The following is a 20,502-nucleotide window of genomic DNA, read 5'->3' on the forward strand; positions in this document are numbered from 1 at the left end:
ACGACGGACCGCCGTCCGCGTCTGTCGGGGCGGCTATCGCACCCAGCCGTTGAACTGCTGCCTGGCGCGGGACGCTCGCTTGCTGTTGGCCAGCGCAGAGGCGGAGGCGCGGACCATCCAGGCGTTGATGGACATCCCCTGCCGGGACGCCGCCTCCTCGATCTGGTCCTTCATCGCCTGCGGCGGCCGGAAGTTGATCCGGGCCGTTCCGTTCACGGCGCCACCGAGCGCTTCGGCCGGCCAGTCACCCGCCGCGTCACCGGTCTCGTCCGGGCCGGCCTCGACGAGGCCCTCGTCGCTCGAAGGCGGAGTCACCACGAAACTGGGTTCCATTCCGCGCAGGCGGAGATCCACCGAGCCGGGTGCCAGGTCCCGGCTGATCTCGTCGGCGGCGGCCGACAGAACCTTGAGCAACGTGAGCCGGACGGCCGGCTCCAGCGGGGCGACGAGTCGCTCGGCGATCGCACGGGTCTCGGAGTCCCCTGCCGCGGACGCTGCGACCAGTTCGTCGCGCAGCGCCTCGACATACTCCCGTAGTTCCATGGACCAATCATGGCACACGGGTTGCGCCGCATGGCGCCTGCTTGGCTTATTCGTCCAGGGTGTATATGCGCAGGTCGGACGCTTGGCGCGGAGACGGGGCGACGCGGTTCTCGGGGCTGCGGGCCGACGGTTGGCGTGACGCCGGTGAGTGTCGCGGACAAGGCGCCACGTGGAAGGGACACGAGCCCGGAGCGGTCCGCGCTCGGGGTCAGTCCAAGCGGGAACGTTCCACCACGATGTCGCCGATCGCGGCCCGCGCACGGACATGGACGATGTCGTCGGCCTGTTGCGCCCCCGCCAGGAGCAGCAGAGAGGTGTAGGCGGTGCCCGCGGCGGAGTCGAGGGACAGGCGGGCCTCGCTCGTCTCGGCCACACCGATGCGGATGTTGCCGAACGAGGTGACGGCCACGACGGATCCGCAGATCACCTCCCCGATGTCGATACCGCCCTGCAACGTGCGGGCCTCCACGTCGGTGTGAGCCCGGCTGATCCGGATCTCCCCCTTCTCGGTGCGCATGCGGGCGACACCGCACACCGTCCCCACTCTGGCGGCGCCGTCACCCATTGTCCTGATCGTGGCGCTGCCTTCGACCTGCCGCATGTGGACGTCACCCCCGGCGGCCGTGGCCTTGACGCTGCCGGCCGCGCAGTCGACCGTGATGTCTCCGAGGGAGGAGGTGAGGTGCAGACCGCCGGTGCGGTCGAGCCCGATGCGGCCCATCCCTGTGCTGAGCCGGCAGTTGCCGAGTTCTCCCACGGCCAGGAAGTCCGCCGCCATGCCGCGGCCGTGCAGGCTCGATCCCGTCGGCACGGCCATCACCACGGTGACAGCGCCTCCGGTTCGGCCGGGCTCGGGGACCTCCACGAGCAGCCGACCGTCCGCGTATTCCACGTACAGCTCCTCGGCCGCCTGCACGTCGTCCTGGTCGCCGCTGTCGCGCGGATACACCCTCACCGTGGTGTCGGTGCGGTCACTCGCGGCTATGTGGACCTGGCCGAGCGTCAGGCTGAGCACCACGCGGACAGGTGCTGGTGTGTCGAACGTCGGAATGGCGAGCCGCCTTCGGAATGTCTGTGGCCGCCGATCCGGTGAAGAGGGCAGCGCGGACGACGCGGATTGACGCTTGGTCACGGCAATGGCCCACGGGCCCGAGGGTGCGACATGCCGGAGCGTGAGCGGGATGCGCCGGAGGACCCGGCGCATCCCGGTGCGCTCTCACCGTCAGTGCCCTCTGCGCGGGTTCCCGCGGGGCCGACCGGGAGCCGGGCACGGGCGCCTGAGCGTGCGCGGCGCGACTCTCTGCTGATGGCATGGCGTCACGTTAGCGCCATAACGTCATGTCAAGCACGGAGGACACGGGGGTGTCGCGTCGACGGCGAGCGGAATCGGTCAAGGCGGTGTCGGGGCGCGCCGACGAGGTTTGAACGGCACTCGCCGCCTGGGCAAAGGGGCCAGCACGGGCAGTCCGCTCGATGCGCACGAGTCCGCCGGACATCCCCCGGCAGCCGCACGGCGTCGTCTTCCGGTCAAAGGGGGCCGTGCGGTTGCCGGGGATGCCTGTTCTGGCGGTGATACCCGCAGGTCACGGGTGTCACAGGAAGGGCACGCGATGTCCGGCCCGTCAATGGGGCGCCAGCATGCGCCAACATGGCGCGTACTGGCGCATCTTTATGGTGCCATGTGGTGGCATCGTTGTATCGTCATCCTGACGGCCACTTCCGTCCGGGCCGTGGGCGGCCGTAGGCGGCGCCGTGTCCCTCAGAGCACTCTCTCCGCCATCTCGCGCGACGGCTCGACGGCGCGCCCATGCAGACGCTGATAGGTGTACGCGGCGGACACGAGAGCTGTGTGGTGGTACCACCCGGGGAAGGAGCGCCCCTCGAAGTCCAGCAGGCCGAAGTCCCGTTCCATCGACGCGATCACGTCGGTCGTGCCGGCGTGCAGCGCGGCGACCCGGCAGACCTCCGAGAGGGTGTGGTGGGTGAGGCTGGTGAGCCACAGCCGTCCCGATGTGTGGGCCGGTCCTCCTTCGGTGAAGAGCCGGTACGGAGGGCCGGGGGAGCGCCCCTGGGAATTGCGGGGCAGGTGGACGAGCGTGGTCTGGAGGTGCGCGACGCGCTGCCGTCCGCTGTCCAGGGGGACGACCGCGGTCTCCGGGGTCTGCGCGAAGGCCAGAGCCCTCGCCGTCACCGGTCCTCCGGCGGTTTCGCCGGCCGGCTGCACCGGCAGGTGCGGTGCCACCGCGACGACGAAGTCGCGGTGACGTTTGGCGAGTCCGGACAGCAGGTGCTCCACGTCGGGTTCGTCGCTCATGTCGACGAGGGTCACGGAGGATGTGGATCCCGTGCGGGCCGACAGCCGGTCCACGAGCCGCAGGGTGTGCCTCCACATGGGCCGGTACCGCTCGGCGTCGGGTATGCGGGCGTCCCTGCGTCGTCCCGAGTCCTGTGTCCAACTCATCGGCAGGTGCAGGCACCAGTCGACGGGCACCTGGGTGGTGCCGACGCGGAGGAAGGAGCCCAGTCCCAGCTGGCAGTTGAGCGTACGGCCCGAGGACGGGTCGAAATAGCGGTGGACGCCCACCGATCTGTCACCCCGTTTGGGCATGACGGCCCGGCCTATGGGCCAGATCGGTTCGGGATCGTGGTCGGTCACCCAGCGGGTGAGTTCTTCCATGACCTCGTCGAAGTTCCAGGGGCTGAGGCTGACGAACTGCCGCAGTGACTGCACCGCGGACGGGTCCGGTGAGATTGCGGTGGCCAGTCGGCGCAGCGACTTCTTACCCGACGTGACGAGCAGCCCTTCCAGATAGGCGTGCGCCATCTTGCGTTGGTCGATCCGACGCAAGCTCTTGAATATTGTTCCGCTGAAACGATCCAGAGTTAAGCCCGAATTGCCGCCGTACGTCGTATTCCGTGAGGTTGACCAGGCTTCCGATGGGGCCACATCCATGGCGCAATAACTCCCCCGTGACTACTGAGCGTTGTGGAGAGAGAGTGTAGGTGGCGCACCAAGGTGGCGCCACTGTCCGGCGCATGGCTTGTTTTGGCGCCTTGCGTGGCACGCGTTGTTGAGGGTGTGGTGGCGGGAGCGCGGTTGAATATGGCATATGTCGTGAAGAGCGTGAGCGTCCCCGCACACCCTGGTGGCGGCTGTCGGGGGCTGGCCCTCCAACCCGTCCTGAGCTGCTGGGATATGGAGCATCCGGTCGCTGGGGAAGCGTGGTCCGGGAGCGTCGATGCAGGTGATTCGAGGGCCTCCGTGTCGGGAGGCGGTGGTGGAACGGGCCGCCGGGCGCCTCGCACACCTGCTCGGTTCACGCCAACTGCGGGCTAGACCACTGGACCAAAGGGACGTGAGAACTCCGCAAAGTAGTGCCCGATGGCGCCAAGATTCTTGAACTCGTATTGATGTCGGGGTCTACTCGGGGTGCAACGGTGGGCTGTCTCGGCCGCAACGGGGAACCGTGCAATGACTGGTTCATTCAGGTCGCCCGTGTTTCGAGCGGTGGTCACCATGCATGGCATGTAGGTGCTGCAACGGGGGTGAACGGTCTCAGTGTTTGAAGGGGAACCACCGCGAACCCATCAGCATTTTCCGCGCGTTGACACGGAGGCGTGATGGCGAAGCAGGTCGAGAAGTGCAGGGAATCCACACCACACACATTCGGCAAGACCGCAGAGGAGATTCCGAGGCAGCGTAGAGGCGGAGGTCCGGCATTACGGCGTGAGCAGGTGCTCACCACGAATGTGGGGCTGCACATACCCACGGGCCTCACCTTCGAGGAGTGGGAACGCGCCGGCCGTCAGCTGTCCGGGTTGGTCAACTCGTCGTCCTGGTGGCTCGGGGACTGGCTCATCTTCGGCAAGGACCAGTACGCCGACCGCTATGAGCGCGGCATCCGCGCGGCCGGGCTGCAGTATCAGACACTGCGCAACTACGCCTGGGTCGCCCGACGGTTCGAACTGCACCGGCGCCGGCCCGCGCTCAGCTTCCAGCACCACGCCGAGCTGGCGTCGCTGCCCGTCGACGACCAGGAGACCTGGCTCGATCGCGCGGAGCGGACGAAGTGGAACACCAAGCAACTGCGCAACGCGATCCGGGCCGAACGCGAGGGCGCCGCGCAGCAGACGAACGCTGTCGCAACCACGCACCGGCTCGCCCTGCCCGACCATCGGCTCCAGTGGTGGCACAAGGCGGCGGCGCTCGCCGGAACCGAGTTGGGGGAGTGGGTGACCGCCACCCTCGATGCCGCCGCCGAGCAGGTGCTGAAGGAAAAGGAAGCGGATCCGCAAGTGCCGCTCGCCTGATCTTCTGACCGATCGGACGGAAAGCCCGGGACGGCCGAGGAGAGCAGGGAAGGCAGGGAAGACCGAGGGAGGCAGGGCGCGGGAGAATTCGCGGGGTCCGCACACCCGGCACGACGGGGTGCGGACCCCGTCTCACGCGAGACGGTGTTATGGCAGGCGGCCCATGAGGTCGGCCGTCCGGGCGTGCCGGGTGCAACCGCGTCCGGCGAACGACTGCTCCACCCGCTCACGGATCTCGGGGCGTTGTTCCTGGCTGAGTTTGAACATGCCCTCCGCCTTGGTCACCCTGATGCGGAAGGCGCCCACCGCGGGCACGATCTTGCGAAAGTAGGTGAGGGATTCGGTCATGTCCCAGTTGTCACCGAATGCCTTCTCGAAGGCCTGCACCGTCGCCTGCACGACGCCGAGCGTCTCGTCGATCGTCTCGAATTTCTCCACCACTCCATGCACGTGCACGGAGGTGAAGTTCCAGGTGGGGGCGGCCGGTGCGATGTCGTAGACAGTGGGCGAGACATAAGCGTGCGGACCGGTGAACGTGAAGAGGTTCACCGAGCCGGTCTCCAGTGCCGCCCAATGCGGATTGGCTCGGTTCATGTGGCCCAGCAGTGGCAGGCCGGCCAGGTCCGGAGCGGGCGAGTCGTCCCATTCGGGGTCGATGATGACGGGAAGGTGGGTGGCGTAGGGTCCGTCAGCGGGATTTCCGTTACTGGCCATCAGCGCCAGAGGATTCTCACGCATCAAGTCGACCATCCATGAAACATGTGGTTCCCGGTAATGACTGGGGACGAACATACAGCACCCACCTTTCATGACGTGATCCGGCGAATAGCCGATGGCGTCGCCATGGTGTCCTGTCGGCAGGACAACCGGATTCTTCATGATGGTGCGCGGTCATGTCGCGCGCAATCAATAGGAGACTGATACCCCCGAACTCACGCGGAGAACTACGACTGAAGCCCGCTGCTGCAGTTGCTCGTTGCATCTACATGAATAGATGCGGATTATTGTGCGTGCGACGGAAACTGCCGGAAAAGGGCTACGCCATAATCTTTTCGGCGAATCAAGGGGGAATCCGTCCGGGCGGATCCGCCAGCACGGCGCAGTTGCTGTGGGGGCCTGTGGGGGCCAGTGGGGGACCACAGGGCGATCGCGCACCTGAACAGCACGCGCGGAGACGCGCGTTCGGCCCCTACTTGGTGTTCGGCGGGGCGACTGGGGTTACCGGGGGCGCTGAGCCGCGCGTGCCACGTCGATGGCTGTCCAGGCCATGCCCGTTGCTCCGTCGAGTGCGGCCCGGTCCGCCGCCTGGGTGCGGGAGGCGGCGGTGAACTCCGGCTGGTGGTTGACCGCGGGCGCGCAGTCGAGGCCGAGCATGGGGTGGATGGTGGGCACGACGTGGGAGACGTTCCCCATGTCGGTGGCGGCGCCGGTGACGCCGGCCGGCAGTTCGGGGAAGCAGCGGCCCAGTGCCGTCGCGTTGGCGACCCACAGGTCCAGCAGGTCCCGGTCCGGCCGCAGGTCGGCGTAGTCGGGGCCGACCGGTGTGGTGGACAGCTCGCAGCCGGTGGCCAGCGCGCCCGCCTCGAAGCAGCGGCGCACCCGCTCGGACAACGGCCGCAGCGCGTCCAGGTCGTCGCTGCGTACGATCCAGCGCCCCCGGCTGGCGTCGGGGACGATGTTGGCGGCGGAGCCGGCGTGGGTGACGATGCCGTGGACGCGGTCGGAGGCGCCGGTGTGCTGGCGCAGCAGCCCGACGGCCACCTGGGCGACGGTCATGGCGTCCGCCGCGTTGACGCCCAGCTCGGGATAGGCGCCGGCGTGGGCCGCCTTGCCTTCGTAGGCCACATCGAACTGGGTGACGGCCAGGCCGGGCATCGCCGCCATCTCGACCGCCGCCGGATGGACCATCATGGCGGCGTGCACGCCGTCGAAGGCGCCCTGTTCCAGCATCAGCACCTTGCCGCCGCCGCCTTCCTCGGCGGGGGTGCCGAGCACCCGTACGGTCAGGCCGAGTTCGTCCGCCAAGGGGGCGAGTGCGATACCGGCGCCGACAGCCGCGGCGGCGATGACGTTGTGGCCGCAGGCGTGGCCGATGTCGGGCAGCGCGTCGTACTCCGCGCAGATCGCGATGTGCGTCGGCCCGCTGCCGACCGTCGCCTGCACGGCGGTCGGCAGCCCGCAGTAGCCGTGCTCGACCTCGAACCCCGCGTCGCCGAGGGCGTCGGCGACCCAGCGGCTGGCGAGGTACTCCTCGAAGGCCAGCTCGGGGTGGGCGTGGATCCGGTGGGAGAGGGCGATCAGGTCGTCCGCCGCGGCACGGACGTGCCGTGCCGCGGCCTCCTTGGCGGTGGTCACCGGCCGGCCGCCGGAGCGGTGGCGGCGATGTGCACGGCGGCGGGCCGGGTCGCCGCGTCGTAGGCGGCACGGGCCCCGGTGGCTCCCATACCGCTGTCGCGGGCGGGCTCGTACAGCCTCTCGGGGCCGCCGCCCTGCCACTGGTTGACCCAGACGACCCCCACGGGCAGATGCGAGGCCGCCGCGATGTGGCCGGGATCGTCGGTGTAGACGGTGGCGGCGAGGCCGTAGCGGGAGGCGGCGGCGCGGGCCAGGCCCTCCTCGAAGCTCGGCACGACGGTGACGGGCGCGACCGGGCCGAACGTCTCCTCGGTCATCACGAGCATGGTGTCGTCGACCCCGGTGAGCACGGTCGCCGGGTAGAAGTAGCCGGTGCCTTCCGGCACGGTCCCGCCCGCGCGGACGGTGGCGCCCTTGTGGACGGCGTCCTCGACGTGGAGCCGTACGGTGTCGCGCTGTCGTTCGTCCACCAGCGGGCCGAGCATCGTGGCGGGGTCGAGGCCGTCGCCGACGGCGAAGGTCCCCGCGGCGGCGACGAGTGCCTCGACGAACTCGTCGGCGATCCGCTCATGGACGTAGATCCGTTCCATGGAGGTGCAGATCTGGCCGGTGTTGATGAACGCGCCGAACGCGACGGCCTGCGCGGTGGCCACCGGATCGACTCCGGCGTCGATCACGACGGGGTCCTTGCCGCCGAGTTCGAGCACACTGCGGCTCAGGCGCCGTCCGGTCGCCGTTCCCACGGCGCGGCCCGCCCCGACCGAGCCGGTGAAGTGGACGAGCCGTACGTCTTCGTGTTCCGTGAGCGCCGCGCCGGTGCGGGCGTCGCCGAGGACCAGGTTCAGTACGCCCGGGGGCAGCCCGGTGGTGGCGGCCAGTTCGAACAGCCGGACCGTGGAGACCGGGGAGCGTTCGGAGGGCTTGACCACGACGGTGTTCCCGGCGGCGAGCAGCGGGCCGAGTGCGCCGAGGACCATGACGACGGGGAAGTTCCACGGGGTGATCACGGCGGTGACGCCGAGCGGGTGGCGGACGATGTCGGTCCGCCCGCCTGCCGCACCCGTACCTGCATCCGCATCCGCACCCGCATCCGGACCAGGCCCTGCATCCGGGTCCGGACTCGTACCGGTCACCGTTTCGGTGAACGGGTAGGTGAGTGCCTGGTCCGCGGCGGCCTTCAGTCCGGCCACGGCCCCCGCGATGAAGGACTGCCCGATGCCGACAGGCTTGCCCATCTCCCGGCATTCCAGTTCGGCCAGTTCCGCGGCGTGCGCGGCGATCGTGTCGGCCCAGGCGTGGATCAGTTCCACGCCGGGCCACGGTGAGCGCGTGGCCCACCCGCTGGGGCCGCGACCGCCCCGGTCACGGCGCGGTCGACGTCCTCGGCGCTGCCCGCGCGGAACCGCGCGAACGTCTCCTCGGTGGCGGGGTTGACCACGGCGACGAGGTCCTCGCCGGCCGGCTCTTCCCACCGGCCGCCGATGTAGTTCTGGAGGGTTTCCATGACGGTGGCCGTCTTTCTTCGGTACGGGGCGGGTCGAGATGTCTCGGTGAGGGTGCGATTCACGCGTCGAGCCGGGCGGCCATGAGTTCGCCGGTCATGATGGCGGCGAGATTGGTGTTGGCCCGCGGCACGGCGGGGAAGATCGAGGCGTCCACGACCCGCAGACCCCGGACACCCTGCACCCGGCACGCCGGGTCGACGACCGTGTCGGGGGCTCCGGGAGCCCCCATCCGGCAGGTGCTCGTGCCGTGCTGGGCGTCGATGACGGTGGACAGGAGATGGTCGTCGAGGTCGCCGTCGTTCGCGAGGGCCTCGAACAGCGGACGGTTGGCCTCTTCGACCGAACCGCCGAGGACGGCGGCCGTCTCGGCACGGCCGCTCAGTTCGACGAGGGCGCGCACGCCCTCCCGCATCGGGGCGAGGTCACGCTCGTCGGAGAGCATCCGCTGGGCGACGTACGGGTGTGCCGAAGGATCGGTGGAGACCAGGGTCAGTTCGCCGCGCGAGTGGGTGCGGTTCAGCCAGACACCGAAACCGCCGGAGTGCGACTCGGCGTTCGCCGTGGCCATGGCCAGCACGTTCTGGTTGAGCGAGACGAACATGAGGTCGTCGGAGTGCGTACCCGAGGCGCTGGACCAGCGCACGCAGACGTTGGTGTGCCGGTCGTGCGGCGACTTGATGGCGGCCTCGGCCCGCAACGGCAGGGAGAGCACCGTCATCGCGTGGTCCTGCATCCCGAGACCGACCGGCAGGTCCTGCCGGACCTCGATGCCCAGCTCCCGCAGCCGGGCGGCGGGGCCGATGCCCGAGCGCAGCAGGATCGCCGGGGAGTGGATCACCCCCGCGCTGAGGATCACCTCGTCCGCGTACTCCGTGACGATCGCCCCGTCGATCACCACCCGGACACCGATCGCGCGGTCGTTCTCGAAGACGACGGAGTCCACGAGTGCGTCGCCGCGGACGGTGAGGCCGGGCAGTTCGCGCGCGGGTTCGAGGTAGCCGTCGTTGACGGTGACGCGGCGCGCGTCACGGGAGTTGATCGGGTAGGGCGAGACGCCGGTGGCGCCGGGGGCGTTGACGTCGGGAGCCCAGCCGTGGCCCGCCGCCAGGGCCGAGTCGGCCAGGGCCCGGTCGACGCCTCCCCAGGCGCTCTTCGGCATCCTGTGGATCGGGGTCGGTCCGCCGCGGCCGTGGTAGGGCCGGTCCCCGAACTCCTCGTCGTCCTCCAGCATCGAGAAGTACGGCAGCACGTCCTCGGGCGTCCAGCCGGTACAGCCGAGCCGGACCCATTCCTCGAAGTCCTCCATCGGCGGCCGGATGGCGATCTGACCGTTCACGGACGAACTGCCGCCCGTTCCACGGCCGCGCCAGTACGGGGCCTGTTGCTGCTTCTCGGTGCGCGAGGAGTTCAGACCCGTCCACACGAGATGTTCCGAGGCCGCGGGGTCCATCAGGGCCACCACGGGATTGGGCGAGCGCCATGGTTCCGGCAGCTGCGCCGAGCGGTGGTCGGGGCCCGCCTCCAGCAGGAGGACCCGCCGGCCGCGGGCGGCGGCGCGGGCGGCGAGCACCGCGCCGGCGGAACCCGCGCCGACGACGATCAGATCGCGATCATGTTCTGCCATCTGGACTCCTTGATACGGGAGCGTCCCGCGCCGATACGGGAGCGTCCCGCGCCGGTGACTCCTGCGTGGATGCTGGTAATCTGACCTATCAGGAAAGTTCAGTCAAGAATGAATTTTCATTTTTTTCCGTACGGGAGGATCGGTGTCGCCAGCCGCCGACGACGTTTCGGCCATGCGCGCGGGGGGTTCGGCCATGGAGGGCGAGGGCTCGGCGGGGGTGGATGAACTGCTGGTCGAGGACTTCGGGCAGCGGATCGGGCGGGCGATGGGGTGGCCGCCGATGGCCGGACGGCTGGGGGGCGTCCTGATGCTCAGCCCGGACCCCATGACGATGTCCGAGCTGCAGGAGGCCCTGGGGGCCAGCAAGGGCTCGGTGTCGGAGATGACCCGCCTGCTCATCACGAACGGCACGGTCGAACGGGTCAAGGTGCCCGGCGTGCGCCAGGCCGGTTACGTATGGCGCGACGACGCGTGGAGCGGCTGCCTGCAGCATCAACTCGACCAGACCCAGCAGCTGTTCGAACTCGCGCGGATCGTGCAGGAGCGGGGGGCGGACATGCCGGAGGCGCAGCAGGCGCGGCTGCGGGACATGCATGCCTACTACGCCTTCATGGTGCGGGAGTTGAGCCGGCTGGTGGGCGAGTACCAGCGACTGCACGCCGGATAGGTGCGGCTCCCTGCCCGGAGCGGATCGGCTGGGGTCAGCCCTTGCCCGTCCGGTCATCGGCCGACAGGTGTTCCACCGTCCTTCCCTTCCCGGTGGACGTCCGGGTGACGTGACCCGAGGAGTGGACCCGCGCATGGGTGCCCTCCGGCGGGCAGTTCCCCCTTGCGTTCCAGGAGGGGTGAGCTTCTCCGGCCCGGCTGTACCGTCGGCTGCCGTCGCACGGATTCTCGATCCGTGTACGAGCCGCGCGTTCGCCCGCTTCGACCGCGGTCTGCCCGGGCATCCGCGGGAACTCGCGCTGCCGTCGGCCGCCCGGAACCGGGACGCCCGTGCGGGGCGTACGGGGGATTCCCGTGGCGCCCGAGGTGTGGCGTGAGCTGACGGAGAACGCCGCGCGGTTCGGGATCGCTCCGCCGGCGCCCACGCCTGCTCCGGCGCCCACACCGACGCCTGCTCCGGCGCCTGTTGCCACGCCGACGTCCGCTCCCACGGGCTGAGGGGACGCCGGGCCGCCGAACAGCGATTCCTGCGCCGTCCTCAGGACAGGGCGCCCATGTGTGCGAGGGCCTGCTTGAGCAGAGCGCCGTGGCCGCCCGGCATCTCGTTGAGGACCATGGGGGACGAGGCCTCCTGGGGGCTGAACCAGACCAGGTCGAGCGCGTCCTGGCGGGGACGGCAGTCGCCGGTCACCGGCACGATGTAGGCGAGCGACACCGCGTGCTGGCGGGGGTCGTGGAACGGCGTGTCCCCCAGCGTCGGGAAGTACTCGGCGACGGTGAAGGGCTGCAGCGAGGCCGGGATGCGGGGCAGCGCGACCGGGCCGAGGTCCTTCTCAAGGTGGCGCAGCAGGGCGTCCCTGACCCGTTCGTGGTGCAGCACCCGGCCGGAGACGAGCGCGCGGCTGACCGCTCCGCCCGATCCCATGCGGAGCAGCAGTCCGATGCTGGTCACTTCGCCGCTGTCGTCGACGCGTACCGGCACGGCCTCGACGTACAGGATCGGCATACGGGCGCGTGCCTGCTCCAGCTCGTCGTGGGGCAGCCAGCCGGGCGTGGTTTCGGTCATGTCAGACATTGGTTGATCATACTTTCAGCCTCTGGTGTCGCGAGCGTGTCGCCCGACACAGCGTGGTCCGGGGCCACGGATCATCCGTGGCCCCGGACCTTCTGTCCGCTGGGCCCCGCGGCAATCGCGAGGTCACTCTCAAGAGGTCGGTTCGGTCACCTTCGTGGCGGTGTCGCCGTCGACGGCGGCGGCCAGCTGCGGCACCAGGCGCTCCAGCATGTAGGGCAGACTCAGCACCGACACGAAGGAGACGGAGTTGCCGTAGTCGCTGGTCTCCTCGACGTAGACCTCACGGCCCTGCTTCACCACGTCCAGGTCGCCGTAGAGGGCGTTCTTGTGGAGCTTGGCCTCGTCCTTCGCCCTGTCCCCGACGATCCAGACGGCGGCGTCGGTGTTCAGCAGGTCGGTGCGCTCCTTGCTGATGTTGGCGCCGAACTTGTCACCAATGACCTTGTCGAGGTCGGTCGGCAGTTTGAAACCGAGGTCGGTCAGGACCCGCGAGCGCGAGTCCTGGCTGCCGAAGACGAAGATGCCCTCGTACGGGGTCGCCATCACGCCGGTGGACTCGGCGAACTTCGGATTGTCCTTGGCGGCACTCGCGAACTCGGACTCGACGCCCTTCACAAGGTCCTTCGCCTCGGACTCCCGGCCGAGCGCCTTGCCGATGATCTCGGTCTGCTGCTGCCACGGCACACCGAAGTCGTTGTACTGCTTGGGCTGGGCCACGACCGGGGCGAACTTCGAGAGGGTCGTGTACTGGTCCTTCGTGAGGCCGCCGTAGACCGCGAGGATCAGATCGGGCTTGAGGGCGGCGATCTTCTCCGTCTGCGGGCCGGTGCCGGTGTCCTTCAGTACGGTCGGGGTCTTCCCGCTGCCCAGTTTGCCGGTGGCCCAGGGCCCGATGGCGCCCTTGTAGCCGCCGAGCCACTCGGTGGTGCCGACGGGCACCTTGCCGAGGGCGAGGACGGCGTCCTGGTCGGTCAGCCCGACCGTCACGATCCGCTTCGGCTCGGACTTGACGGTGGTGTCGCCGTACTTGTGGGCCAGGGTCACCGGGAAGGCGCTGTTCGCGGCGGCGGACTTGTCCGCGCCCGCCGCGTCGGACCCGGAGTCGTCGTCGGAGCCGCAGGCCGCCGCGGTGCTGAACAGGAGGAGCGCGCAGGCGAGCGTCGCGACAAGGCGTGCGCCTCTGGAAGAGCCGGGCATCAGTGGTCCTTCACGGTGGTGGTGTCAGGGCTGGTGGTGCGGTCTGGGCTGGTGGTGCCGTCTTGGCCGGTGGTGCCGTGACGGGTGGCGCTGTGCGGGCCGGGGTGGTGCGTGGGGGTCCGCTCGGCCGTGCCGCGGGTGCCGGACCACGCCGCCCACAAGGAGGCGTAGGGTCCGGCCGCGGCGCACAGCTCGTCGTGGGTGCCGTTCTCCACGATCCGGCCGCCGTCCATGACGACGATGCGGTCCGCGGTGGCGGCCTGGGTGAGGCGGTGCGCGACGATCAGCGCCGTGCGGCCCTCGACCGCCCGGTCGGCCACCTGCTCCAGGAGCCGCGCGCCGGTGCTGCCCGCCTCGGCGGTGGCCTCGTCCAGTACGGCCACCGGGGGATCGGCCAGCACCAGGCGGGCCAGGGCGAGTTGCTGGACCTGGGCCGAGGTGAGCCGGTGTCCGCCGTCGCCGACGACCGTGTCCAGACCGTCGGGCAGGGCCCCGGCCCAGTCGAGGGCGTCCACCGCGGCCAGTGCCGTACGCAGTTCGTCGTCGGTGGCGCCGGCCCGCGCGAGCCGCAGGTCGTCCGCGAGGGGCCCGGCGAATACATGCGTCTCCTGGGTGACCAGCGCGACCGGCAGGCCGTCCCGGGGAGCGCCGTCGTCGGCCGTCACGTGCACGGACCCGCTCGTCGGACGGTGGACGCCCGCGATGAGTTTGGCCAGCGTGGTCTTGCCGGCGCCGCTCACGCCGACCAGCGCCACCCGCTCACCCGCGTGGAGGGTGAGGTCCACACCGTGCAGGACGGGGCGGCCCGGCTCGTAGGCGTGGTGGATGCCCGTCACGGTGACCGTGCCGTGCGCGTCCGTGTCCGCGGACGCGGCCTCGGCCTCGGCCTCGGAGGAGGGTCCGGACGGGGACGGCCCGTGCGGCGACGGCTCGGGGGAGGGCTGGTCGGCGACTCCGACGAGGCGGGCGAGCGCGGCGGTCGCCGACTGCGCGTCGTCGAGGAGGACGAGAGCCTGGTTGACCGGCGAGAACAGACTGTGGAAGTAGAGCGCGGCGGCTGTGGCCGTACCGATGGACACCGACCCGGCGCGCACCAGCAGGAACCCGGTGACGAGGACCGCCGCGAGTCCGGCGTACTCCGCCACGTGCAGCCGGTTGTAGAAGTTCAGCACCAGCCGTACGCCGCGCAGGGTCAGCTCGACCGCCGCCGACGAACGCCGGTCCACCCGCGCGGTGTGCTCGTCCTCAAGACGGAACGCCCGTACGGTGCCGGCGCCCGCGATGGTGTCCAGCAACTGCTGCTGCTGGGAGCCGGTGGCGATCCGCTGCTCGGCGTAGAGCGGCACGGCGTTGCGGACGTACCAGCGGGCCGTGGAGGCCTGGACGGGCACCGCGATGAGCGCCGCGAGGAAGAACCGCCAGTCCAGCGCTGCCATCGCGGCCAGGGTCAGCACGATGGCCAGCAGGGAGCGGGCCAGTTCGGGCAGGGCCGAGCGCACCGCCTCGCCCACCACCGAGACGTCCCGAGTGACGCGCGCGGTGAGGTCGCCCGCCCCCGCCCTCTCCACCTGCTCCAGCGGCAGCCGCAGCGCCTTCTCGACGAACCGCTCCCGCAGGTGCGCGAGGACGGTCTCGCCGAGCCGGGACACAAGTGCCAGTCCCAGCACGGTCGTTGCGCCCTGTGCGAGGGCGACCAGCACCAAGAGGACGACCGGGAGGGTGATGCTTCCCGGCGGGCGGTGTTCGGCGACCAGGTCCACGATGCGGCCGAGCAGCGGCTGGACCAGCAGGCCGACGGCGGTGGCCGCGACCATCATAGCGAACCCGCCGAGGGCCAGGCGCCGGTGCGGGCGCACCAGTTCGCGGACGGCGGCACGGGTACGGGCCTGGGGCGCGGTGGGCAGCAACTGGCGGCGTGCGGGGGGTGGCGTGCCTTGCCACTGGGGCTCGCGGTCCGCGGTGCTGTCCTCGCGCAGGCCGGTGGCGGTGTCAGTCATGCCAGAACCGCCGCTCGGTAGGTCTCATGACGGGCGATCAGGTCGGCGTGCGGGGCCGTGTCGGTGACCCGGCCGCCGTCGAGCAGCACCACGCGGTCGGTCACGGCGAGCAGTGCGGGGCTCGTGGTGACGACCACCGTGGTGCGGCCCCTGCGGACCTCGCGCAGACCGGCCGCGATACCCGCCTCGGTCACCGCGTCGACCGCCGTGGTCGGATCGTGGACCACGAGCACGGCACGGTCGGCGGCCAACGCGCGGGCCAGCGCGACCCGTTGGCGCTGTCCGCCGGAGAGCGAGCGACCGCGCTCACTGACCGCGGTGTCCTCGCCCTCGGACAGGGTCTGCGCGACCTGGACGACCCCGGCCGCCGTCATGGCGGGTCCGGGGTCGCCGGACGCGGGGGCGGCGGCCGTCACGTTGTCGCGGACGGTGCCTTCGAAGAGGTCCGCGTCGTGCTCGGCGACCAGCAGGGCCGTCCGCATCTCGGCGGGATCCAGGTCCCGCAGGGACACGCCGTCCAGTTCCACCGTGCCCGCGTCGGGGTCGGCCCGCCGGGCCAGGCAGCGCAGCAGATCGCTCGCGTGGGCGGGGTCCGTGGCGACCACTCCGAGCAGTTCGCCGGGCGCGATGTCCAGGTCCACCTCGCGCAGTCCGCCGTGGCTGACGCCGGTCAGCCGCAGGGCGCCGCGCACCTGTGCGGGCAGGCTCAGCTCGCCGGCGGTGACGCCGCGCGGGGTGGCCAGGACCTCCGCGACCCGGCCGGCCGAGGCGCGGCCCTGGGCGAGTTCGGCGTTGACCCAGGCGAGCACTTCGAGTGGGCCGACCAGGAAGAGCGCGAGGCCGACCGCCGACACCAACTGACCGAGGCTGATGCTGCCTTCGGCGGCCAGCCGTCCGCCGACCAGGGCGACGAGGGCGATCAGGCAGCCCGTCAGGGAGAGCACCATGCCGCTCTGGAAGGCCTGCGCGCGGGCCGCCTTGAGGGTGGCCGCAAGGGAGTCGCGGCTGGTGGTGCGGTAGCGGGCGATGGCCGCCGACTCGCCGCCGATGCCCTTGAGGATCCTCAGGCCGGCCACCAGGTCGGCGGCGACGGCGGAGGCGTGTGCCGCCCGCTCCTGCTCGGCCTCGCTGCGGGTCTCCAGGGGCTTGCTCAGCAGATGCCCGAGCCAGAGCAGCACGGGGGTGCCGAGCAGGACGACCAGACCGAGCAGCACCGACGTACGCAGCAGGACGAAGGCGCAGGTGAGGATGCCGGCCAGGGACGCGATCCCGTACATCACGGCCGTGTTGACGCCGCCGACCCGCTTGGCGTCCTCGGTCGCGATGTTGGCGAGCGCTCCGGGCAGCCTGCCCTCCTCCGCGCCACCGCCGGGGTGCAGTACGCGTCGTACGAGGGCGAGGCGCAGGGAGTGTTCGGACCGGACCGCGGACCGGTCGCCGGCCCAGGCGCCGAAGCGGAAGGACAGGGCCAGCCCGACGTAGACCACGGCGAGCACGCCGAGCCACAGGAGGAGGGCGCCGGTGTCGGAGCCGGTGACGGCCCGGTCGATCACCACGCCGATCAGCACCGGAACCAGGGCTTCGCCGACTTGGTGTCCGGAAGCGAGCAGTGCGCCGAGACCGACGTCCCGGCGTTGCTCCCTGACCGACTCCCGCAGGACGTCACGTCCTGACGGATATGTAGGACTCACCTGTGACCCTCCGGGATCGGACGAAGGAAACTTAGGTGAGGCTACTCTAAGTTCCTGACCAAGGCGTTGCCCAGGGCGGGCGTGGCAGGACGAGGCCGTGCTGCCGCGCCCGCGTACGGGTGGGGCTCTCAGCCGGCCGCCGTCACCGCCAGGTCGCCCGCGCGGTGGGCGATCAGGGACTCCAGGATCTCGCCGGACCGTACCGCCGTGGTGGACAGCAGGGTCGAGGTGAGACCGTGCGTGTGCTCGGTCGCGCCCTGCAGATAGATGCCCGCCGAGACATCGGGGGTGAGCTCGACGCGGTGGTCGCGCCCGACGCGCACGGCGTCCTTGTCGTCCCGCAGGCAGAGTTTCGCGGTTCTGCCCAGCAGGCTGTCGAGGTCCCTTGGACGGTAACCGGTCGCGTGGACCAGCAGGTCCGCGGAGATCACCTCCCGTTCCCCGGTGGGGAGGTACTCGACGGTGACCTCGAGGTGGTCGTCGAAGCCGCGGACGTCCCGGATGCGGGACACGTTGCGCAGCTGCAGCCGCTCGCGGCCCTGGACCTTCTCGCGGTACATCGTCGCGTACAGCGACTCGATGAGGTCCATGTCGACCACCGAGTAGTTGGTGCTGCGGTGGTAGTCGACCAGGGACTGTTTCACCTCCGGCGTGGACCGGAAGTAGACGTCCACGGCCTCCGGGTCGAAGATCCGGTTGGCGAACGGGCTGTCGTCGGCGGGTGTGTACCCGTACTTGGCGAAGATCGCGCAGATCTCGGCCTCGGGGAAGGAGCGGTGCAGGTAGTCGAGTGCCTCGGCGCCGCTCTGGCCCGCGCCGAGCACCAGGACACGGCCCACCGCGCGGCCGTCACCGGAGGCGTTCAGCTCACGGACGCGCGGCACGAGCTCGCTGTTGTGCCAGATGCGGTCCGACAGGGCCGTCTCCGGGGGCAGATGCGGCTCCAGGCCGACGGCCACCGAGATGTTCCTGGCCCGCCGGGTGACGGTCCTGCCCGGTTCGCCGGGTACGCGGCTGACGACGTCCAGATAGCGGATCTCGCCGTCGGGGCCGGTCACCGGATCGACGGACACGACCTCGTCCGAGTACTGGACGAGGTGCGCCACCCGCGCCGCCGCCCACTCGAAGTACTCGTGGAACTCGATCCGCAACGGGAACAGCGTCTTGGCGTTGAGGAAGTCCACCATCCTGCCCCGCTCCCGCAGGAAGCACAGGAAGCTGAAGTCGCTGGTCGGGTTGCGCATGGTGACCAGGTCCTTGAGAAAGGACACCTGCATCGTGGCGTCTTCGATGAGCATGCCCCGGTGCCAGCCGAACGACGGCTGACGCTCCAGGAATCCCGCGCGGATCCGGTCCTCCGGAGCGGCTTGGGCGTTGTGTTCCTCAACCGCGATGGCCAGTGCGAGATTTGACGGCCCAAACCCTATACCGAGCACGTCAAGGACGGCGTCCGGTTCGTCGTGCAGTGCGTTCACCGCAACTTTTCCTTCCCCTAGGCGCCACAGATCTTAAATAAGGTTAGCCTTACCTTGCAATGGTGTGTCCTAAGGGAGGATCGACTATGCGGGTCGTCATGTTCGGCTACCAGACCTGGGGGCATCGCACCCTCCAGGCTCTGTTGGACTCCGACCACGAGGTGGTCATGGCCGTGACCCACCCCAAGAGCGACCACGTGTACGAGAAGATCTGGGACGACTCGGTGGCCGACCTCGCCGAGAAGCACGACGTGCCGGTGCTGCTGCGCAACCGGCCCGACGACCCCGAGCTCCTCGCCGCACTCAAGGAGGCGGAGCCGGACCTGATCGTCGCCAACAACTGGCGCACCGTACTGCCACCGGAGGTCTTCGACCTGCCGCCCCACGGCACGCTCAACATCCACGACTCGCTGCTCCCGGCCTACGCGGGCTTCTCGCCGCTGATCTGGGCGCTGATCAACGGGGAGCGGGAGGTCGGGGTCACCGCGCACCGGATGAACGCCGAACTCGACGCCGGTGACGTCCTGTTGCAGCGGGCCGTGCCGGTCGGCGCGACCGACACCGTCGCCGACCTGTTCCACCGCACGGTCGACCTGATCGGCCCGGTCGTGCACGAGTCCCTCGATCTGATCGCTTCGGGCCGCGCCCGGTGGATACCGCAGGACCGCAGCCGGGCCAGCTTCTTCCACAAGCGGTCCCTGGAGGACAGCCGGATCGACTGGACCTGGCCGGCCGAGGACATCGAGCGGCTGGTACGGGCCCAGTGCGACCCGTACCCGAACGCCTTCACCCACCACCGCGGGAAGCGGCTGCGGATCGTCGAGTCCGCGGTCTCGGAGGGCTGTTACGGCGGCACGCCGGGACGCATCTTCATCCGCGAGGGCGACGGGGTCGTCATCGTCGCCGGTGCGGAGGCGAGGAACGGGCGGCTGCGCGGGCTGGTCGTCAAGCGGGTCCGCACCGAGGACGGGGCGGAGCACGCGGCGACGGACTACTTCCGCACGATGGGCGGCTATCTCACGGGTCGCCCGTGAGCGCCGCCGGGCTGGCCGACGCCGCGGTGGCCCGGGCGGCGGTGGCCGACGGGGTGACCCGGATCGCCGCGCCCGTCGGCCTCGCCGAGCGGCTCGTGGCCCTTGAACCCCTGCGCGGGCACACGGTCGTCGTCAAGTACGGCGGTCACGCGATGACCGACGACACGCTCCGGCGGGCCTTCGCCCAGGACGTCCTCACCCTGTACCGGGCGGGCGTCCGGCCGGTCGTGGTGCACGGCGGTGGGCCGCAGATCGCCGCCCACCTGGACCGGCTGGGTCTGCGGTCCGACTTCCTGGGCGGGTTGCGGGTCACCACCCCCGAGACCATGGAGGTCGTACGGATGGTGCTGTCCGGCAAGGTCCAGAAGGACCTGGTCGGACTGCTGAACGAGCACGGGCCGCACGCGGTCGGCCTCAGCGGCGAGGACGGGCGCACCCTCACCGCGGTCAAGCGGTACGCCCAGGTCGGCGGGGAGCGCGTGGACATCGGCCTGGTCGGGGATGTGGCGCGCGTCAACACCGCTGTCGTACGCCTCCTGCTGGAGGGTGGCCACATCCCGGTGGTCTCCTCCGTGGGCCGGGGCGAGGACGGGCAGGTCTACAACGTCAACGCGGACACGGCGGCCGGGGCGCTGGCCGCCGCGCTGGGGACCCGGGTCCTGGTCGTCCTCACCGATGTGCCGGGCCTGTACGCCGACTTCCCGCGCGACGAGCGGGTCGTCGACCGGATCGGGGCGGCGGAGCTGGAGCGGGTACTGCCGGGGCTGGACGGCGGGATGGGACCCAAGATGGAGGCCTGTCTGCGGGCCGTCCGGGGCGGGGTGGGGGTGGCCCGGGTACTGGACGGGCGCGCCCCGCACTCCCTGCTCGACGGCCTGGTCGGCGGTGCCGGCTCCGGCACGACGATCGTCCCGGACCCGACGGACCAGACGGACCCGACGGCGCGGGGGGCAGAGGTGGAGGGGGTCGCGCGGGTGGCGCCCGCGCCGGCCCCGGGGAGCTGACACGCACGGGTGCCCGGCCGGGAAG

17 protein-coding genes are annotated in these 20,502 nt (G+C 70.6%); 4 read left to right on the top strand and 13 right to left on the bottom strand.

Features of this window, described 5'->3' with window-relative positions:
* Positions 1–33: 33 nt before the first annotated feature.
* The 3 genes from K3769_RS34545 to K3769_RS34555 form a co-directional block, all read right to left on the bottom strand.
* Positions 34–543, bottom strand: coding sequence for a hypothetical protein (locus tag K3769_RS34545; protein WP_267030165.1), 510 nt, complete (start codon positions 541–543; stop codon positions 34–36).
* A gap of 208 nt (positions 544–751) precedes the next feature.
* Entirely contained in the window at positions 752–1,561 is an 810-nt protein-coding gene (locus K3769_RS34550; protein ID WP_267030166.1) for a DUF4097 family beta strand repeat-containing protein, read from the bottom strand.
* 741 nt (positions 1,562–2,302) lie between these two features.
* Positions 2,303–3,496, bottom strand: coding sequence for an IS701 family transposase (locus tag K3769_RS34555; RefSeq protein WP_435369367.1), 1,194 nt, complete (start codon positions 3,494–3,496; stop codon positions 2,303–2,305).
* 782 nt (positions 3,497–4,278) lie between these two features.
* Here K3769_RS34555 and K3769_RS34560 point away from each other — a divergent pair.
* Entirely contained in the window at positions 4,279–4,854 is a 576-nt protein-coding gene (locus K3769_RS34560; protein ID WP_267030168.1) for an LmbU family transcriptional regulator, read from the top strand.
* Between the two features lie 147 nt (positions 4,855–5,001).
* Here the strand turns inward: K3769_RS34560 and K3769_RS34565 are convergent, their stop codons facing one another.
* From K3769_RS34565 to K3769_RS34585, 5 genes are all read right to left on the bottom strand, one after another.
* Positions 5,002–5,733 carry an FMN-binding negative transcriptional regulator gene (locus tag K3769_RS34565; protein ID WP_267030169.1) on the bottom strand — a complete coding sequence of 244 codons (732 nt, stop codon included), beginning with the start codon at positions 5,731–5,733 and terminating at the stop codon, positions 5,002–5,004.
* 339 nt (positions 5,734–6,072) lie between these two features.
* Positions 6,073–7,209 (bottom strand): M20 family metallopeptidase, encoded by a 1,137-nt coding sequence (locus K3769_RS34570; RefSeq protein WP_267030170.1) that lies wholly within the window; start codon positions 7,207–7,209, stop codon positions 6,073–6,075.
* On the bottom strand, positions 7,206–8,519 hold the full coding sequence (locus K3769_RS34575) for an aldehyde dehydrogenase family protein (protein ID WP_267030171.1): 1,314 nt from the start codon (positions 8,517–8,519) through the stop codon (positions 7,206–7,208). The genes K3769_RS34570 and K3769_RS34575 overlap by 4 nt, the downstream gene beginning before the upstream one ends.
* A complete protein-coding gene (locus tag K3769_RS34580; RefSeq protein WP_267030172.1) occupies positions 8,510–8,713 on the bottom strand; it encodes a hypothetical protein in 204 nt (67 codons plus the stop codon). Before K3769_RS34580 ends, K3769_RS34575 begins: the two co-directional genes overlap by 10 nt.
* A 59-nt stretch (positions 8,714–8,772) precedes the next feature.
* Positions 8,773–10,338: a GMC family oxidoreductase gene (locus K3769_RS34585; RefSeq protein ID WP_267030173.1), complete on the bottom strand. Its 1,566-nt coding sequence runs from the start codon at positions 10,336–10,338 to the stop codon at positions 8,773–8,775.
* A gap of 172 nt (positions 10,339–10,510) precedes the next feature.
* Between K3769_RS34585 and K3769_RS34590 the strand changes: the two genes are divergently transcribed.
* Positions 10,511–11,005, top strand: a complete 495-nt coding sequence (locus K3769_RS34590) for a GbsR/MarR family transcriptional regulator (RefSeq protein ID WP_267030174.1) — start codon at positions 10,511–10,513, stop codon at positions 11,003–11,005.
* Positions 11,006–11,542: 537 nt separating this feature from the next.
* Here K3769_RS34590 and K3769_RS34595 read toward each other — a convergent pair.
* The 5 genes from K3769_RS34595 to K3769_RS34615 form a co-directional block, all read right to left on the bottom strand.
* A complete protein-coding gene (locus tag K3769_RS34595) occupies positions 11,543–12,070 on the bottom strand; it encodes an NUDIX hydrolase family protein (RefSeq protein WP_107020103.1) in 528 nt (175 codons plus the stop codon).
* 138 nt (positions 12,071–12,208) lie between these two features.
* Entirely contained in the window at positions 12,209–13,276 is a 1,068-nt protein-coding gene (locus K3769_RS34600) for an iron-siderophore ABC transporter substrate-binding protein (RefSeq protein WP_267030175.1), read from the bottom strand.
* Entirely contained in the window at positions 13,276–15,273 is a 1,998-nt protein-coding gene (locus K3769_RS34605; protein ID WP_267030176.1) for an ABC transporter ATP-binding protein, read from the bottom strand. The genes K3769_RS34600 and K3769_RS34605 overlap by 1 nt, the downstream gene beginning before the upstream one ends.
* On the bottom strand, positions 15,270–16,964 hold the full coding sequence (locus tag K3769_RS34610) for an ABC transporter ATP-binding protein (protein ID WP_267030177.1): 1,695 nt from the start codon (positions 16,962–16,964) through the stop codon (positions 15,270–15,272). The genes K3769_RS34605 and K3769_RS34610 overlap by 4 nt, the downstream gene beginning before the upstream one ends.
* 128 nt (positions 16,965–17,092) lie before the next feature.
* Positions 17,093–18,439 (bottom strand): lysine N(6)-hydroxylase/L-ornithine N(5)-oxygenase family protein, encoded by a 1,347-nt coding sequence (locus K3769_RS34615; protein WP_267030178.1) that lies wholly within the window; start codon positions 18,437–18,439, stop codon positions 17,093–17,095.
* A gap of 86 nt (positions 18,440–18,525) precedes the next feature.
* Here K3769_RS34615 and K3769_RS34620 point away from each other — a divergent pair, with 86 nt between their 5' ends.
* Positions 18,526–19,473 carry a methionyl-tRNA formyltransferase gene (locus K3769_RS34620; RefSeq protein ID WP_267030179.1) on the top strand — a complete coding sequence of 316 codons (948 nt, stop codon included), beginning with the start codon at positions 18,526–18,528 and terminating at the stop codon, positions 19,471–19,473.
* A 62-nt stretch (positions 19,474–19,535) separates the two neighbouring features.
* Positions 19,536–20,477 carry an acetylglutamate kinase gene (argB, locus tag K3769_RS34625; protein WP_372515184.1) on the top strand — a complete coding sequence of 314 codons (942 nt, stop codon included), beginning with the start codon at positions 19,536–19,538 and terminating at the stop codon, positions 20,475–20,477.
* Positions 20,478–20,502 lie beyond the last annotated feature (25 nt).

The sequence above is a fragment of the Streptomyces ortus genome (genome assembly GCF_026341275.1).
Taxonomy (GTDB): Bacteria; Actinomycetota; Actinomycetes; order Streptomycetales; family Streptomycetaceae; genus Streptomyces; species Streptomyces ortus.